Here is a 17744-nt window from a genome sequence, read left to right on the forward strand (position 1 = left end):
TCAAAATAACTAATGAGCAGTTAATCCGTTACTGCACACCAAGCCACTCAAACGTTGTCACTGATGTTTCACTGCTATGCTGCACAGAGTTCGTATTATAGATCAATGGCTCAATGAACGGGTTCTCTACCACTTCACCATCAAAAGCATTTAAGTTAAATTGAGCTGATGACTCATCAATAGTCTGCTCTTGCTGCTTTACTTGACCTGTGAAGGCATCTACTTTAGCCAAATAATCGAGAGACAAAAGTTGCTGCTCAAATTCAGTTGGAGTCACTAGCAGGTGGACCTGAAAAGTAACGTCGTGCCCCTGAACGCTTAAAATATCAAGCGAGGCGACTGAGTTAAGGCTTTTTAAACGATTTTCTAAAGTAAAAAAATCTAATGCGCCACCCACTTGACTGAATTTAACTTGCATCGATTCTGTCGACTGGCTAGCAATGGTCACAGCACTCTTCTCAGCATAATATTGGCTTAGTTGATCCACTAAAGAAGCGGTCATCACCTCATTATCACCATCAGAAAAACTTCCCGTTAGTGGTGCTTTTTGCTCCGTTAAGATCGCGCTTGGCGCCATATCATAAAGTACCCAACGTAAGCGCTGCTCTTGAGCTTTAATCACTAGTACCGCATCAACAGGATAGCGACGACTCGCTTCGCTAATTGGTTTAGTAAAGTTACCCCAAAGATCGGAAACGGCAATACCAGTAATATCATCAAAATCACCAACTGGAATCGTCACTGGCAAGCCTCGCTTTTTCGCTGCTAATTGAAGTGACTTTGCGAGCTCTGAGTTGGTATGTTCCCAAACAATATTTCGGTCATAACCTTGCTCATCGACAATCCATACTAAGATATTGGCACGAGCTTCTGGCCAAAATGGCACTTGAGCTTGAGTCAATAAACCTCTGACTTGTGAAGCATCAAAACCAAGGTTCATCACTCTGCCTTGTTCATTTTGGCTAAAGCTCATCTGAGTCATATAACGGGCACTATTTTGCATTGCCTTACGAATAACCTCGTTATCTAGTGCCTCTTTACTGCCCGATGCACGAACAATAACCTCTTTTAATCCTGTCACTCGAGCTGCGGCTTCTGCACCGTTTTCTGTATCACTTAACACCACATTGGCATTATACAAATCCACTTTAGTTACAGCGTGAACGGGTAATGCACACCAACTAAGACATAATAGAACTAAATAACGCATATAAAACCTAAATATAAATGCTAGTAGCCGAATGATAAGCAACTATCTTGACTGGAGCAAGATAACAACAAGTGACAAAGAGATTATTTACCGAAAGTGATGAACTCACCCTCTTTGCTTTATAAGTTAACGCATCTTACTATTTTTTGACTGTTTTCAAGTCAATTTTTTGATAAATAACTAAAGCAAACGATTACAAAATGGTACACTCTTGCCCGTTTGAATTTTATCTCTACTCACTTTTTTAATTAAATAGGTATGCCGCCATGAAAAATGCACTTCAAGGGGCTCAAATGCTATTTGTCGCCTTTGGGTCATTAGTACTTGTTCCACTGCTCACAGGTTTAGATCCTAACGTCGCATTATTTGGTGCGGGTATTGGTACTTTATTATTCCAAGTCGTTACCAAGCGCTCTGTTCCTATTTTTGTTGCCTCTTCATTTGCTTTCATTGCCCCTATCATGTTCAGTGTGCAAGCTTGGGGTATCCCTGCAACAATGGGCGGCCTAATGAGTGCCGGTTGTGTTTATGTTGCACTCGGTGGCTTAATCAAAGTTCGTGGTGTGGCGTTTATCCATAAGCTATTGCCACCTGTCGTTGTTGGTCCTGTCATCATGGTGATTGGCTTAGGTCTTGCTCCCGTTGCCGTTAATATGGCATTAGGGAAATCAGGTGATGGTGCAGTACAACTTGTTGATGGTGATGCTGCGCTGTGGATTTCAATTGCTTCCCTATTAACCACGATTGCAATTAGTACTTACGCTAAAGGCATCATGAAGCTCATCCCTATTTTTGGCGGTATCGTTGTTGGCTATCTACTCAGCCTATTTTTTGGCGTTGTCGATTTTACCCCTGTAGCAAACGCATCTTGGCTTGCTCTACCAAACTTTACTTTCCCTGAGTTTAATATTAATGCCATCTTCTTTATGGTGTTTGTTGCTATTGCCCCTGCCGTTGAGCACGTGGGCGACATGCTTGCTATCTCAAACGTAACAGGAAAAGATTACCTTAAAAAACCAGGTCTACATCGCACAATGGCTGGTGATGGTGTCGCTACAATTGCTGCCTCTATGCTGGGTGCGCCACCTAATACTACTTACAGCGAAGTAACAGGTGCTGTAATGCTAACGCGTGCATTTAACCCTGTGATCATGACTTGGGCTGCGATCACCGCGATTGTTCTTGCTCTTGTGGGTAAATTAGGTGCGATTCTACAAACGATTCCAGTGCCAGTAATGGGCGGAATTATGATCTTACTGTTTGGTTCTATTGCTACGGTAGGTCTTAATACTTTAATTAAAAATAATGTCGATTTACACAAATCACGCAATTTAGTCATTGTGGCAATTACACTGGTATTTGGTATCGGTGGTATGGCATTTGGTATTGGTGAGTTCAGCCTACAAGGCATCAGCCTGTGTGGTATTGTCGCAATTATGCTTAACCTGATCCTTCCACAAGATATCGGTGATAATCACATTGTTGATAATGCACAGATGGAAGAAGATAAATAATCCCCATCAAATTAAGTCAATGGGCTGAGTTGATTAGCTCATCGCTCACTTAATAAAAAAGCGCGATAATGAAAATTATCGCGCTTTTTCGTTTAACTCATTACTCTATTATTTTGTACCAAAGATCTTATCACCAGCATCACCAAGACCTGGAACAATATAACCTTTGTCATTCAGTTTCTCGTCGATAGCTCCCGTGTAAAGCTCAACATCAGGGTGTGCTTTCTTAAGTGCTTCGATGCCTTCTGGAGCGGCTACTAATACAAGCACTTTAAATACTTTACAGCCTTGCTCTTTTAAAAGATCCAGAGTAGCAATCATTGAGCCACCAGTAGCTAGCATTGGATCAACAACGAGCGCAATACGCTCATCGATATTTGATGCTAGCTTATTGAAGTATGGTACTGGCTCTAATGTTTCTTCGTCACGATAGATACCAACAACACTAATACGTGCACTTGGCATATGCTCAAGTACACCATCCATCATACCTAGACCAGCACGCAGAATTGGCACTACTGTGACTTTTTTACCTTTAATTTGGTCCACTTCTACAGGACCATTCCAACCTTCAATGGTCACTTTTTCTGTTTCAAAATCAGCGGTTGCTTCGTATGTTAATAAGCTACCCACTTCCGTAGCAAGTTCGCGAAAGCGTTTAGTACTAATGTCCCCTTCACGCATTAAGCCAATTTTATGTTTTACTAATGGGTGCTTTACTTCAACAACTTTCATTTTAAACTCCAGAAATTTTTTATTAAACCCGTCAATTATACACCATTATAATTGGTATTTCAGATTGTTTATGAATGTAAAAAAGTAGCGCAAACGTTTGCCTTTTGCTTTTAACCCCTGTTAGAATAGCGGCGATTTCACATCCATCTTAAGACCGAGGACTATCCCGTGAGCGGTAATAACCCTTCTTTAAGCTACAAAGACGCTGGTGTCGATATTGATGCAGGTAACGCACTAGTAGATCGTATTAAAGGTGCTGTAAAACGCACTCGTCGCCCTGAAGTAATGGGTGGTATTGGTGGCTTTGGCGCCCTTTGCGAACTGCCAACAAAATACAAGCAACCTGTTTTAGTTTCAGGTACAGATGGTGTTGGTACAAAACTTCGCCTTGCTTTGGATATGAAAAAACATGACACCATAGGTATTGACCTTGTTGCTATGTGTGTGAACGATCTTATTGTTCAAGGGGCTGAACCTCTCTTTTTCCTAGATTACTATGCAACAGGTAAGCTTGATATTGATACCGCTGCTGATGTCGTGTCTGGCATTGCTGAAGGTTGTGTACAGTCTGGCTGTTCACTTATCGGTGGTGAAACGGCTGAAATGCCTGGTATGTATGAAGGCGAAGATTACGATGTCGCTGGATTCTGTGTTGGTGTCGTAGAAAAAGCGGATATCATTGATGGTACTAAAGTTGCTGCTGGCGATGCTTTAATTGCCGTTGGCTCTAGCGGTCCTCACTCTAATGGCTACTCTCTTGTTCGTAAAATACTAGAAGTGTCTGGTGCTGATAAGAACGAAGAGTTGAATGGTCGCACTATTGGCGAACACCTTCTTGAACCGACAAAAATTTACATTAAGTCAGCGCTGAAAATGATTGCAGAACATGATATCCATGCGATCTCTCATATTACTGGTGGTGGCTTCTGGGAAAATATCCCTCGCGTACTTCCAGAAGGTACAAAAGCAGTTATCGATGGTAACAGCTGGCAATGGCCTGCTATTTTTAGTTGGCTACAAGAGAAAGGCAATGTTGATACATTTGAAATGTATCGCACCTTTAACTGTGGCGTTGGGCTTGTTGTCGCATTACCAAAAGAACAAGCAGATGCTGCTGTTGAGTTACTTAAAGCGGAAGGCGAAAATGCTTGGGTTATTGGTGAAATAGCCACAGCGCAAGAAAATGAAGAGCAAGTTGAAATAAACTAAGCTTTGCTATAAAAATAATACTAAGAATGAGGACTTGATGTCCTCATTCTGCTATCTGGAACACTGAAAACCATAACAATAGTAAGTACATTAATTCGTTCTCCATTCTACTTCATAAAGGTTCACCTTCGAGTATGAAAAATATTGTCGTCTTAATTTCTGGTAATGGAAGTAACTTACAGGCTATCGTCAATGCCTGTGGGGTCAGTCTACCAACAGGCTCTATCAAAGCCGTCTTTTCTAATCAAGAATCCGCTTATGGCCTCGAGCGAGCAAAACAAGCTGGGATCGATGCTCATTTTATTGACCCACAAGCTTTTGCTTCACGTGGTGAGTTTGATGCCCACCTGATGGCAGAAATGGATACCTATCAACCTGACCTTATTATTCTAGCCGGTTATATGCGAATTTTGAGTAGTGATTTTGTTGGCCATTACCGAGGGAAGATGATCAATATTCACCCCTCATTACTGCCTAAATATCCTGGATTGCATACACACCAAAAAGTCCTCGAAGCGCAAGATAAAGAGCATGGTACAAGCATTCATTTTGTGACGGAACAGTTAGATGGCGGTCCAGTGATCCTCCAAGCTAAAATTCCTGTTTTTAATGATGATGATTGCGACTCACTCATCGAGCGAATCCAAGTTCAGGAACATCAAATTTACCCACTAGTAGCAAAATGGTTTATTGAGGGAAGGCTGCGGATGTCAGAAAGCGGTGATGCTTTATTAGATGGCAAAGTGCTAGGTGAACAAGGTTATGCTGAAGAGTAGTGCTCGTACAACTTATTGATAGGCTATAGAGTATAGCCTATCAACGAGCGTTAGCTCAGCAATGAACTTAAATGCCCATTGCTAAGTATTAAGAAAGTGGCTCAGTTGGGGCTTGACTCGCCACTTTTGCTGGAGCAAAGGCAATATCATCAAGTTGATCAACATTGCTATCCACCAGTTCACCAAAATGAAACAGGTTATATTCCGTTGGTTTCATTCTGTGCCAAGTCTCATTACCCGTTAATGGCTGAGTCGCAACGACAGAAACAACATCATTTGGTGTTGTCTCTTCTTGAAAGTTAATCTCAACATCTTCATCAAGCAAGCTCGCTTTACCAAAAGGGGCACGACGTGTGATCCAATATAAATGGTTCGTACAATAGGTCATCACATACTCACCATCGCTGAGCAGCATATTAAAAACCCCACGCTCTTTTAACACGTCACAGCATTGAGCAATAAAGCGAAAAGCCGCTTCCATATCCTGAGGAGGCTCTGGGTAACGATGTTCTAATTGATTTAACAGCCAACAGAATGCACGCTCACTGTCTGTCTCCCCCACTGGTCTAAAGCGTTGTGTTTCTAAGCTTTGATAATCCGTTAACTGTCCATTATGAGCAAATGTCCAATAGCGCCCCCACAACTCTCGTGTAAAGGGGTGAGTATTTTCAAGATTAACACCACCACGATTTGCTTGACGAATATGACTAATAACAGCACAACTTTTTATCGGGTAATCTTGTACTAGCTGAGCGATTTTAGACTCACAGCTAGGGTTAGGATCTTTAAAGGTACGAAAGCCTTTTCCTTCATAAAAAGTAATCCCCCACCCATCACGATGTGGACCTGTATTGCCCCCGCGCTGAATTAAGCCGGTAAAACTAAAACAGATATCCGTTGGTACATTGGCACTCATACCAAGCAATTCACACATGGCTACTTATACTCCTTTTTTCGCTCATTGAGCAGATTCAAAGTTAACGATTACTCTACGGTTATCAATTGCTAACTAAGCTTTTTCCATCTCTTTTTCAACTAATTGGATAATGATATGAATAATTTTAATATGTATTTCTTGAATACGATCAGCATAGCCAAAATGAGGCACGCGAATTTCAATATCAGCACAACCCGCCATTTTGCCGCCATCTTTACCCGTCAGAGCAATGGTTTTCATACCTTTTTGTTGCGCAGCTTCAATCGCTTTCAAAATATTCGCAGAATTACCCGATGTTGATAAACCAAACAGAACATCACCTTTACGGCCTACTGCTTGCACATAACGAGAGAAAACATGGTCATAACCAAAGTCATTACTCACACAAGATAAGTGACTTGGATCTGAAATCGCAATACCCGCATAACCTGGTCGATCTTCACGATATCGGCCCGTTAACTCTTCTGCAAAATGCATCGCATCACAATGAGAGCCACCGTTCCCACACGATAAAACTTTACCATCTTGCTTAAAAGAGTCTGCAATCAGTCGTGCCGCGGCCTCGATTTGAACAAGGTTATTGTCATCATTTAAAAAAGCCGTCAATACATCGGCAGCTTCTGTCAGTTCACTTTTAATTAAGTCTTGATACATAAATACGATTCTCTTTGTCCTACGAGCTAAAGCCCTTTTACACCAAGAGCTATGATTACTTATGAGTTTACCTGTAAATATTTCAAAGTGTCGACTATTAACCACAAAGAATTGAGCCTTGATAACATCCATTTCATTCTTCTGCTTAATTCATCACCACTTACCGCTGAATTCAAAACTTTTTCACGGCTCAACGCTCATTTAAAATAACATTTAATTTTACATTTACTTAATAACTCCATTACAATTAAACTGGTTTGACCTGTTCAGCTATAAGCAACCTATAACAATCATAAAAAACAGCCCAACAAAAGGAACAATATATGGACATCTTGCTCTCTCTTCTCTGTATGCTTATTACTATTGGCATCTGCTCTTATCATAGGGTTAATTTAACTCTCTCTTTGACAGCCCTATCTAGCGTAATGGTTTTACTGACCGTGATGGGCAACATTGGCTCTTTCGCTTGGGTTATATACCTTCTCGCTATCGCACTTTTCTGTACCACAACCATCCGAAAGCAAATGATCAGTCAAAAAGTACTGACAATCTTTAAAAAAGTACTGCCTGAAATGTCTCAGACTGAAAAAGAAGCACTGGATGCTGGTACCGTATGGTGGGAATCGGATCTTTTTCAAGGGAAGCCAGATTGGAAAAAGCTACATACGATTGAACCCCCAAAGCTGTCACAGGAAGAGGTGGAGTTTCTAAATGGTCCTGTTAATGAAGTTTGTGCCATGGTCAGTGATTATCAAATCACTCATGAGTTGGCTGACTTGCCTCAAGAAGTGTGGCAGTACTTAAAAGATAATAAATTTTTCGCCATGATTATAAAAAAAGAGTATGGCGGCCTTGAGTTCTCTGCCTATGCACAATCTCTGGTTCTGCAAAAGCTAACCGGAGTATCATCAGTGCTCTCTTCTACCGTTGGCGTACCTAACTCACTTGGACCTGGAGAGTTGCTACAGCATTACGGGACTGAAAAGCAAAAGCAACATTACCTGCCAAGGCTAGCGCAAGGCACTGAGATCCCATGTTTCGCACTGACTAGCCCTGAAGCGGGATCAGATGCAGGTTCTATTCCTGATTTTGGCGTGGTGTGTCAAGGTCAGTGGCAAGGTGAGCAAGTTCTTGGCATGCGTTTAACTTGGAATAAACGCTATATAACGCTAGCGCCTGTCGCTACCGTGCTCGGTCTTGCCTTTAAGTTACGCGATCCTGATAGTCTGCTCGGTGAGAAAGTGGAATTAGGTATCACCTGCGCTTTGATCCCAACGAACCTACCGGGTGTTGAGATAGGTAATCGCCACTTCCCTCTTAATGTACCGTTTCAAAATGGACCGACTAGAGCAAACGACCTTTTTGTACCCCTTGATTTTATTATTGGTGGGCCAACAATGGCGGGTCAAGGCTGGCGGATGTTGGTCGAGTGTTTATCGGTTGGACGAGGAATAACCTTGCCATCAAGTTCGACAGGAGGAATAAAAACAGCAGCTTTAGCGACTGGAGCTTATGCGCGTATTCGCCGTCAATTTAAGCAGCCAATAGGACGAATGGAAGGTATTGAAGAGCCTCTTGCGCGCATTGCTGGTAATGCTTATGTCATGGGTGCAGCCAGTGATCTGACGGTGACGGGGATTGATTTAGGCCAAAAGCCTGCCGTTATTTCCGCTATTGTTAAATATCACTGTACCCACCGAGGTCAGCGTTCAATGATCGATGCGATGGATATTGTGGGAGGTAAAGGGGTATGTTTAGGCCCATCAAACTTTTTAGCTCGCAGTTACCAAGGTGCTCCAATTGCAATCACGGTTGAAGGTGCCAATATTCTTACTCGTTCAATGATTATCTATGGTCAAGGTGCTATTCGCTGCCACCCTTATGTGCTTGCAGAAATGAATGCTGCCCACTCTAAAGAAGAGAATGCGCTTGATTTATTTGACCATGCTTTAATTGGTCATATTAGCTTTGGGATGAGTAACTTCTTTCGTAGCGTCTGGCTTAGCTATACCGATGGTTATGGCTCAAGTACACCTTATAAAGATGAAACGGCTCGCTACTACCAACAACTGAATCGTTACAGTACTAGCCTTGCTCTGCTTTCTGACATTTCAATGGCAACGCTTGGTGGATCGCTGAAACGAAAAGAGCGCTTATCGGCACGTTTAGGCGATATTTTAAGTCAACTTTACTTAAGCTCCGCCACATTAAAACGTTTTGATGATGAAGGGCGCCAAAGTGAAGATTTACCTTTAGTACACTGGGGGCTAAAAGACAGCTTAAAGCAAACAGAACTAGCCATTGATGAGTTTCTTGCTAACTTTTCCAACCCCGTTATTGCTCGCCTACTGCGCCTGGTCTTGATGCCTTATGGAAAAGTAAGAAAAGGACCAAGCGATAAACTAGATAGCCAACTAGCCAAGATATTGCAAACGCCATCTGCTACGCGATCTCGTATTGGTCAAGGTCAGTACTTAGAGCCAACAGAGAACAACCCTGCAGGTAGAATAGAGCAAGCTCTGACGATTATTTTAGATGCAGAGCCAATTTTTAATAAAGTCTGCCAAGAGTTGCAACAACGCCGCCCATTTTTACGCTTAGATCTTATCGCTGATATAGGCTTAGAAAAAGAGATCATTACACTTGAGCAGGCACAATTACTGCGTGATGCTGAAGAGCACCGTCTTTATGTCATCAATGTTGATGATTTTGAGCCAGAACAGTTAAGTGCAAGTCAGCAACCTCAAAAAATTAATGTTGATGAAGTCGCTTAGATTAGACTCATAAAAAAGCCCTTATATTGAATTCGTAAGTATTCTCTATAAGGGCTTTTCTTTGTGCATTTTTGTTAGCCTAATGGCACTTCCAATTTACCATTTGGCTTAGTTACCGCTTTAGCTCTATATTTACGCCATGCAAACCAAGCAACGAAGGCAAGTAAAACAATCACAACATTACCAACCGCTATAATTATAATATTTCTTAAACGCAGATGCTCTCTTTGTTCAATAAGGCGTTGGCGCTCTAATAGTTGGCGTTGTTTCGCTTCTGTGAGTGCTAATGCTTTCTTACTTTCCATCAGTTTTATATTATTAACGACACTGTAGCTTCGCTCTGTCACTGGAAATATAAGCTCACGCTGAGTTGAAGAATCACTGGCATATGCCTTTCCAAACAAGAAATAGCGCCCAGTATCCTGATTATATTTTAATGGTAATGAAACTTGCAGATCATCGGTTAGCGCCTGCCCTTGAACATATCGAATATACTCACCTGGCCCTTTATGCTCTATATGAGCCGCAAGAGAACCTGGCGCTATCATCCCTAACTCACCGGCAATCACCACTTGATGATCGACACTACTATCACGAGATTGAATAAACGTGGTAGTGATGGGGGGTGGGTAAACCAGTACCTCTTGCTCTTTTGCTCGCATAAAGACGCCATTGCCAGACACGACTTTCATGCGGTATTTACCCGGTTCAACATCTATTGGTAAACCAACGGTAAAAACGCCATCGCCAGAGTATTCATCTAATAGCTTTCCATTATCCAAAAACTCGCCAAGTACCTGTGGGATGGGCTTTTCACTATCATCCAACTCATCTTCATTTTCAATAAATTCTGTCAATGTAACCTGAAGTTTGACGCGGTCAAGAAACTCTTTTAACTGTAAGGGCTTTCCATCCGAGGTTAATTTAGCTGTGAATTTGAGAACTTCGTGTTGATATAAGCGATTAGGTAAGGAATCTATTGATAAATTTAAATGTGAAATTAACGTGACTTTATTCCTTGGCGTCACTTTACCAATGGCTTGCCAAGGTCCAGGCATAGGCTGATCGATTGAGATAATGTCGATGCTCGATTCTCGATACCAACGAACATTATCTTCTTTTTTATAGGCGTAGTATTTTTTTCCATCAGGACGAACTAACACCACCGAAGGCGAACCTTCCTCTCGATGTATTAAGAAACTAATGCTCTTAATTGTCGGATCAACTCGAAAACGGTTATCCAACAAAGAGACTGAGGACTCTGTTGTCGCATATAAACTAAAACTTGAAAGAAACAATAAACAGACAACAATGATCCTCAACATAACATCTCCTAACTACGCCAAAGGCAAGCGCCACTTTTTTCAACGATATCCAAACGAGATTCGTGCTCTTGTAATTCATCGGCAGTAGCACTTAAAACCTTTAATGCTTTTCTTCCTAAAACCCGTTTTATTTCTTCCGCTTCCCCTTCTTTATGACCGGCACTGAACTGTAAGTCCGTTTGTCCACCCGTCATTAAGAGGTATACATCTGCTAATATTTCAGCATCGAGCAAAGCGCCGTGAAGAACACGCGCGGAAATATCAATCAGGTAGTGTCGAGCTAGTGAATCTAGATTTTTACGGCTAGGTAACCCTGCCATCCCTTTTGCCATTGCTAGCGTATCGGTGACCTTACAGTACTGTTCGGTTTTACCAATTTTAGGATCAAGCAAAGCAAATTCATGATCCATAAAGCCGGTATCGAAGGGCGCGTTATGAGCGACTAATTCTGCACCATCAATAAAATCGAGAAACTCTTGGTGTACCTGCTTATATTCCGGCTTATCGACCAAGAACTCATCGGTAATACCATGGACACCTATCGCTTCTTCTTGAATATCACGATCGGGCTTAATATAAGCATGAAAGTGTCGCCCAGTTAATTTGCGGTTAATGATCTCTACCGCACCGATCTCAACGATACGATGCCCTAAATAATGCGGACCACCTTCGGTATTCATACCTGTGGTTTCTGTATCGAGAACAACGATACGTCTGTTTTCTGTATTGTTACTGGTATTCATAATGATATCTATGTCAGACTATGCCAATTATATGCTTAAGGTAATAGTATCAAATCATGGCAAAACAAGTTGAGATTTTCACTGATGGATCTTGTTTAGGTAATCCTGGCCCAGGTGGCTATGGTATCGTTTTACGTTATAAGCAAACTGAAAAGACATTATCTCAAGGATATGATCTCACCACCAACAACCGAATGGAAATGCTCGCGGCGGTTGTTGCACTTCAAGCGCTAAAAGAGCCGTGCTCAGTTATTTTAACCACTGATAGCCAATATGTTCGCCAAGGGATAACTCAATGGATCCATGGTTGGAAAAAGCGTCAGTGGCAAACCAGCAATAAGCAACCAGTAAAAAATGCCGATTTATGGCAAGCGCTTGATAAAGAGACGCAAAAGCACACCGTTGATTGGCGTTGGGTTAAAGGTCACGCTGGCCATCGAGAAAATGAAATGTGTGATGAGTTAGCACGAACTGCAGCAGAAAACCCAACTCATAAAGATGAAGGCTATCAAGCTAATTAACTTCTCATCACCAATTGACTATTGGTCATTAGTCTTTGGGCTTTAGCTCGATATCACTTCTTCAATGCTTTAAATGGTGTTGATTTACTAACGCGATAATTAACACTCATTGGTGAAAGAGAACGCTTCAATTTCCAATGTGGTTTAATCGGCTTTAAAGGGTAAGTTCGTTTGCGAGCGACAATGAAGTAGGTGCTACCAAACGAACTTCCCCAATGACCAAATAAGTTTTCGACCCACATACCTAGTGTTAAATAGCGTGTCATTGGAAATAATCCATAACAGTCACAATCGACGATTTCATAGTTCAATACCCCCAGCCAATCTTTTACTCGACTCGGTGTAAACATCCGTCCACTCCAAGGAAGATTTTTTTTTCGCCATGGAAGGAAGCTTGATAGACCTAATAAGCTTATCGGATTGAACCCACTGATCACTAAGTAGCCATCATCCATCATTACTCTATCAACTTCTCTTAAAAGACGATGAGGATCATCACAATAATCAAGTTGATGCGCTAAGATAACGGCATCAAAACTTTTCTCAAGGAAAGGGAGTTGGTAGCTATTGGCAATAACATTGTGTAAAGGATTACTGTCATCGACTCTCACTTGATGTTGAATGTTGCACATATGAGTGGCAAGTTCACAGCTTAACCCTCCTAGCTTTAACATGTGATAGCCAAATAATTTTGGGCTCCATTCGTCTAAACGCATTTGAATAGATTCACTTATCCGCTCACCATTGCTAAGCTGTACCCAAGTATAAGGGGCTGCTATCTTTTTTTGACTATGAGCGGGCTTCATCAATTATTGGCCTCAATTGAAAATGGCTGGAGAATTAATAATGTTACAGATCAAAAGCATACCTGCATTTAACGACAATTACATCTGGTTGATTGAAAATAGCGATCAACGTTGTGCTGTTGTTGACCCAGGTGATGCCACTCCAGTACTTAAATACCTAGAACAGCACGGTTTAACTTTAGATGCTATTTTAGTTACTCACCACCATAATGATCACATTGGTGGCGTCCCCGACTTAGTGAGACAGTTTCCTAATATCGACGTGGTCGGCCCTCGCAGCGAGCCTATCCCTACCCTGACTCACCCAATGGATGATGGTGACCAATTACAGTTATTTGGTGAGATTTTTTTAGTGACTGAATTACCAGGCCATACAAAAGGTCACATCGGCTACATTGGTGATGGTAAGCTGTTTTGCGGTGATGTACTTTTTTCTGCCGGTTGTGGGCGTATCTTTGAAGGAACGCCAGAGCAAATGTTCAACTCTTTAAACAAAATATTATCTCTGCCAGAAGAAACTGAAATTTATTGTGCTCATGAATATACGGCAGGAAACCTTGCTTTTGCATTAGCGGTTGAACCAGAAAATGCGTCACTACATCGCTATAGAGAGCAAGTTAATCGCTTAAGAGTACAAAATAAGCCCACACTTCCAACGACTTTAAGCCACGAAAAGCAAATTAATCCCTTTTTACGCTATGAGCAACCGAGTGTTATGCGCTCAGTATCAAAGCGTTGTCATGTTTCTGACTCCTTGTCAATTTTCACTGCGCTACGTGAGTGGAAAAACGAATTTTGACAATTTGATACTTGTCAGCTACGCATCATGACAAGTATTATCTGCGGCCGTTCACTAAAAAGGCTGCACCAATGCACGTTAAATACAGTTGGGTTTTGGCATTATTGCTATCAGGCTGTCAATTAGCCCAACCCACATCATCTGATGATAATGCTACGAGTAATATCGACTCTGAATCCGTCGCAGTAGAAGAACTTTCAACACCAGAAGAGAGCATTACTGCAACCGTCAGCGAACCGATTGAAGTTGTGGCTGAACCAGCACCAATCATCACACCAGAAAGCCAAGAAGATGTGTGGCAACGCATTGCAATGCAGTTAGAACTCGAGATCCCAGATAATAAAACTGTCGACTACTACCGCACATGGTACCTTAAGCACCCTAGCCACCTAAGAACCGTAGCAAAACGAGCTGAACCTTTTCTATACCTAATTACGACTAAAATAGAAGAGCAAGGTTTACCTCTTGAGCTTGCATTACTTCCTGTTGTTGAAAGTTCTTTCGATGCGTTTGCCTATTCACATGGCAGCGCTGCTGGTTTGTGGCAATTTGTGCCTGCAACTGGTGAAATGTATGGGTTAACTCAGAACTTTTGGTATGACGGACGCCGCGATGTTTCAGCGTCTACAGATGCAGCTTTAGAGTTCTTAACTTCATTAAACAAGCGTTTTGATGGTGACTGGCAATTGGCTATAGCAGCTTACAATAGTGGCGGTGGTCGCGTATCAAGTGCTATGCGTAAAAACCGAAATGTGGGTAAACCTGTCGATTTTTTCTCTCTGTCACTACCAAAAGAAACCGTTGGCTATGTACCTAAACTCTTAGCGCTTGCTGATATTGTGGCAAACCAAGAAAAATATGGCATTACTATTCCAAGCATTGCCAACAAACCAGCACTAACTCTTATCGATCCAAAAGAGCAATTAGATTTAGCGATTGCGGCAAAATATGCAGGGATCAGTGTAAAAGAATTACAAGGCTATAACCCCGCCTATAACCAATGGGCAACCTCACCAGAAGGTCCTCATCAGCTATTAATTCCAGTTGATAAAGCAGAACAATTTAAGCAAGAAGTCGCTAAGAATCGTGGCAAAGGCATGAAGCTTATTCGCTATAAAGTGGCTTCAGGTGATACAGTAAGTGTACTAGCAGAGAAATATGCGACAACTTCGTCGGTAATTCGTAATGCGAATAATATGACCAATAATAATTTGCGTGCCGGTCAGTACATTATGATCCCAACATCAACGAAAGATGATCAAACTTACGCTTTGAGCGCAACCAATCGTCTTGCTAAAACGCAGTCACAAAGCCGTGGTCAGTATAAAGTTGAGCACACGGTTAAATCTGGTGATAGCTTATGGACCATTGCACGAGCCAATAAAGTTTCCCACCAAAACCTAGCGAAATGGAATGGTATGGGACCACGTGATACGTTGCGTATTGGGCAAAAGCTTGTGATTTGGAAAAGTGGTGATGACGGCGCGATCATCCGTACTGTTTTTTATAAAGTACGTTCAGGCGACACGATCAGTGGCATTGCTAGTAAGTTTAAAGTGAAAAGTAATGACGTAATTAAATGGAATACTTTGCAGCAGCAAAAGTACTTAAAACCAGGCCAGCAATTAAAATTGTATGTCGATGTCACTAAGGTAAGTGTATGACCCCTTCTCGTAACCCGTTAACAATGCTGTTGGATATTTTTCACTCTCCGACTAAGTGCTTTCTTGCCCTTTATCAAAAAGGGGCTTGGGGCTGGCAACCTTATATCATACTGATAGTTAGCCCGTTTTTATTTTGGGGTGCTTATTTTGCTAATGTGGATTTTCAGTGGCTATCTAGTGAGTTAGCTCCGCAATTAGCTATCGTCAATCCACAGCAGTTGGAACTACTCGATAGCAATACCTTAATGGCAAGTAACATTATTAGTGATGTTTTTGGTCGAACAGCCACTATTTTCTTGCTTGCTCTCTGGTTTCATCTTGCAACTAAAACAAGCCAGCACCAACATGGCTTTTGGAAGTGGTTTGCTGCTGCAACAGTGATTAACTTCCCTGCGGTACTCGGTGATATTGCCAGCTATACAAGCTTATTGCTGCAACATGCAAAAGTGATGGTGTACGCTGCCGATCTAAACTCACTAAATGGACTACTAAAGCTACCATTAACCAGTGACTGGGTTGGATTTGCTCGCTCTATGCCTTTACTTTTACCTTGGTATATCGTTCTTGGCTATGGTGCTGTTTTAACTTGGACGGAGTTTGAACGCGGTCAAGCACTGGTTATTTCAGCGCTTCCATGGCTAACTTATTATCTACTATGGGCGATCTACATTATCGTTACCTAGTGAAAAACGAGCGACTAGTGGAGTATGATCTGAAGCGTCTGTCATGGGCGCTTCAGCACTTTCTAATATTAACCCTCGATAAAATATATGATCTAAGGGAATACCATCAAAAGGTTGAATGCGATTATCAGGGTTAAATGCCACTTCCAACAAACCTAAACTGGCTAAACTCTGCTTCATCACCGCAACCCTCTCAGAGCTCCAACTATTAAAGTCACCGGCGACGATAATCGGCCCTTGATGATCCTTCAATGCATCAGATAAATGCAATAATTGAGTATGGTACTCCTGCGTGCCAAGCGTAAAATTAACAGCATGAATATTAACAACAGCCAAAATTTCATTTGATGATAAGGCATAGCGAGCAAATAAAGCAGACTTAGGTAACTTGAGCCATGGTTCCATTGCGGTATAAGCACAAGCCGTCATAGGTAGTTCACTGGCTAAGTTTAAGACACCTGAGGTAGTATCAAGTGCGTCAAAAGCTTTCACTTGATTACTATTCCACAACCCATCACTCACCCACTGTTTGAGCTCATCGGTCATACTCGCTTCTTGCAGTAAAGCTAATTGAGTATGCTGGCTAAATTGAGTGAGTTCTTGCGCCCATGTAGCTCTATTTTGTTTATAAATATTCCAAACTAATAGGTCAAGGCGACCTTGATTATCGATTGCTAGAGGTTGAGGATTATCAAAACAGCGAACTTCTTTTTCTGTTTCAACTTGCCCATGATTAATGGTTAAGAGTTGGGGTGATGCTGGAATTTTAAAAATCAGATGAAAAGTAAGCAATAAAGCAACGACAACGCCTAAGCCTACCCCAGCAGTATAACACATTAACCTAGTATAGCTTTTGGGCATAAAATCCTCTTTCTTACTAATAAAAAAGAGCCCTTCTGGACTCTTTTATCATTTATTTATACTGCGTCTTCATCTTCTTCACCGGTGCGAATGCGTACAACACGCTCGACTTCAGTGATGAAAATTTTACCGTCACCAATTTTACCCGTTTGAGCCGTTTCAATAATAGTATCAACGCATTGATCAGCAACTTCATCAACGACTACGATCTCTAATTTTACTTTTGGCAAAAAGTCGACCATATATTCTGCACCGCGGTACAGTTCCGTATGACCCTTTTGACGACCAAAGCCTTTAACTTCAGATACTGTCATACCCGTAATACCAACCTCAGCCAGCGCTTCACGAACATCATCTAACTTAAATGGTTTGATGATTGCTTCAATTTTTTTCATGTTCATCCTTTAAACTTTAATTTATAGCGTCATTATCGAATACCACATACAAACATTCAATCGAAAAAGCCAGAGCATTCACTCTGGCCTTAGAATATGTGCTACTCATTATAAAAATGGTTTTAAAACTTAAATGAA

At 41.6% G+C, this 17744-nt stretch carries 17 protein-coding genes; 8 read left to right on the forward strand and 9 right to left on the reverse strand.

Going from position 1 to position 17744, the window contains the following annotated elements; translation table 11 throughout:
- Positions 1–28: 28 nt before the first annotated feature.
- Positions 29–1210 carry a DUF2066 domain-containing protein gene (locus BCU68_RS12640; RefSeq protein WP_102565105.1) on the reverse strand — a complete coding sequence of 394 codons (1182 nt, stop codon included), beginning with the start codon at positions 1208–1210 and terminating at the stop codon, positions 29–31.
- A gap of 266 nt (positions 1211–1476) precedes the next feature.
- Here BCU68_RS12640 and BCU68_RS12645 point away from each other — a divergent pair, with 266 nt between their 5' ends.
- Positions 1477–2724, forward strand: a complete 1248-nt coding sequence (locus tag BCU68_RS12645) for a uracil-xanthine permease family protein (RefSeq protein ID WP_102565106.1) — start codon at positions 1477–1479, stop codon at positions 2722–2724.
- A gap of 108 nt (positions 2725–2832) precedes the next feature.
- Here the strand turns inward: BCU68_RS12645 and upp are convergent, their stop codons facing one another.
- Positions 2833–3459, reverse strand: a complete 627-nt coding sequence (gene upp / locus BCU68_RS12650) for a uracil phosphoribosyltransferase (protein WP_102565107.1) — start codon at positions 3457–3459, stop codon at positions 2833–2835.
- A 168-nt stretch (positions 3460–3627) separates the two neighbouring features.
- On the opposite strand from upp, the gene purM reads away from it, so the two are divergent.
- Positions 3628–4668: a phosphoribosylformylglycinamidine cyclo-ligase gene (gene purM, locus BCU68_RS12655; RefSeq protein ID WP_102565108.1), complete on the forward strand. Its 1041-nt coding sequence runs from the start codon at positions 3628–3630 to the stop codon at positions 4666–4668.
- Positions 4669–4802: 134 nt separating this feature from the next.
- The gene (gene purN, locus BCU68_RS12660) at positions 4803–5444 is read left to right on the forward strand and encodes a phosphoribosylglycinamide formyltransferase (protein ID WP_102565109.1); all 642 of its coding nucleotides are present in this window, start codon (positions 4803–4805) and stop codon (positions 5442–5444) included.
- Positions 5445–5532: 88 nt separating this feature from the next.
- On the opposite strand, the gene BCU68_RS12665 is transcribed toward purN, so the two are convergent.
- Positions 5533–6378, reverse strand: a complete 846-nt coding sequence (locus BCU68_RS12665) for a class II glutamine amidotransferase (protein ID WP_102565110.1) — start codon at positions 6376–6378, stop codon at positions 5533–5535.
- A gap of 75 nt (positions 6379–6453) precedes the next feature.
- Complete coding sequence (gene lpcA, locus BCU68_RS12670; protein WP_102565111.1) at positions 6454–7035, reverse strand: D-sedoheptulose 7-phosphate isomerase; 582 nt, start codon at positions 7033–7035, stop codon at positions 6454–6456.
- 323 nt (positions 7036–7358) lie between these two features.
- Between lpcA and fadE the strand changes: the two genes are divergently transcribed.
- Positions 7359–9809 carry an acyl-CoA dehydrogenase FadE gene (fadE, locus tag BCU68_RS12675; RefSeq protein WP_102565112.1) on the forward strand — a complete coding sequence of 817 codons (2451 nt, stop codon included), beginning with the start codon at positions 7359–7361 and terminating at the stop codon, positions 9807–9809.
- Positions 9810–9883: 74 nt separating this feature from the next.
- On the opposite strand, the gene BCU68_RS12680 is transcribed toward fadE, so the two are convergent.
- On the reverse strand, positions 9884–11134 hold the full coding sequence (locus BCU68_RS12680) for a TIGR03503 family protein (RefSeq protein WP_102565113.1): 1251 nt from the start codon (positions 11132–11134) through the stop codon (positions 9884–9886).
- 8 nt (positions 11135–11142) lie between these two features.
- Positions 11143–11877 (reverse strand): DNA polymerase III subunit epsilon, encoded by a 735-nt coding sequence (gene dnaQ / locus BCU68_RS12685; protein WP_102565114.1) that lies wholly within the window; start codon positions 11875–11877, stop codon positions 11143–11145.
- 56 nt (positions 11878–11933) lie between these two features.
- On the opposite strand from dnaQ, the gene rnhA reads away from it, so the two are divergent.
- Positions 11934–12398, forward strand: coding sequence for a ribonuclease HI (gene rnhA, locus BCU68_RS12690; RefSeq protein ID WP_102565115.1), 465 nt, complete (start codon positions 11934–11936; stop codon positions 12396–12398).
- 53 nt (positions 12399–12451) lie between these two features.
- On the opposite strand, the gene BCU68_RS12695 is transcribed toward rnhA, so the two are convergent.
- The gene (locus BCU68_RS12695) at positions 12452–13204 is read right to left on the reverse strand and encodes a class I SAM-dependent methyltransferase (RefSeq protein WP_102565116.1); all 753 of its coding nucleotides are present in this window, start codon (positions 13202–13204) and stop codon (positions 12452–12454) included.
- A 40-nt stretch (positions 13205–13244) separates the two neighbouring features.
- Here BCU68_RS12695 and gloB point away from each other — a divergent pair, with 40 nt between their 5' ends.
- From gloB to BCU68_RS12710, 3 genes are all read left to right on the forward strand, one after another.
- Entirely contained in the window at positions 13245–14003 is a 759-nt protein-coding gene (gene gloB, locus BCU68_RS12700; protein WP_102565117.1) for a hydroxyacylglutathione hydrolase, read from the forward strand.
- Positions 14004–14074: 71 nt separating this feature from the next.
- Positions 14075–15667, forward strand: a complete 1593-nt coding sequence (locus BCU68_RS12705; protein ID WP_102565118.1) for a LysM peptidoglycan-binding domain-containing protein — start codon at positions 14075–14077, stop codon at positions 15665–15667.
- Positions 15664–16350, forward strand: a complete 687-nt coding sequence (locus tag BCU68_RS12710) for a YIP1 family protein (protein WP_102565119.1) — start codon at positions 15664–15666, stop codon at positions 16348–16350. The genes BCU68_RS12705 and BCU68_RS12710 overlap by 4 nt, the downstream gene beginning before the upstream one ends.
- On the opposite strand, the gene BCU68_RS12715 is transcribed toward BCU68_RS12710, so the two are convergent.
- Both BCU68_RS12715 and glnB read right to left on the reverse strand, forming a co-directional pair.
- Positions 16321–17211 (reverse strand): endonuclease/exonuclease/phosphatase family protein, encoded by an 891-nt coding sequence (locus tag BCU68_RS12715; RefSeq protein WP_241901374.1) that lies wholly within the window; start codon positions 17209–17211, stop codon positions 16321–16323. The genes BCU68_RS12710 and BCU68_RS12715 overlap by 30 nt on opposite strands.
- Before the next feature lie 56 nt (positions 17212–17267).
- Complete coding sequence (gene glnB, locus BCU68_RS12720) at positions 17268–17606, reverse strand: nitrogen regulatory protein P-II (protein WP_198591733.1); 339 nt, start codon at positions 17604–17606, stop codon at positions 17268–17270.
- Positions 17607–17744: the final 138 nt, after the last annotated feature.

The sequence above is a fragment of the Vibrio sp. 10N.286.49.B3 genome (assembly GCF_002873395.1).
GTDB lineage: Bacteria > Pseudomonadota > Gammaproteobacteria > Enterobacterales > Vibrionaceae > Vibrio.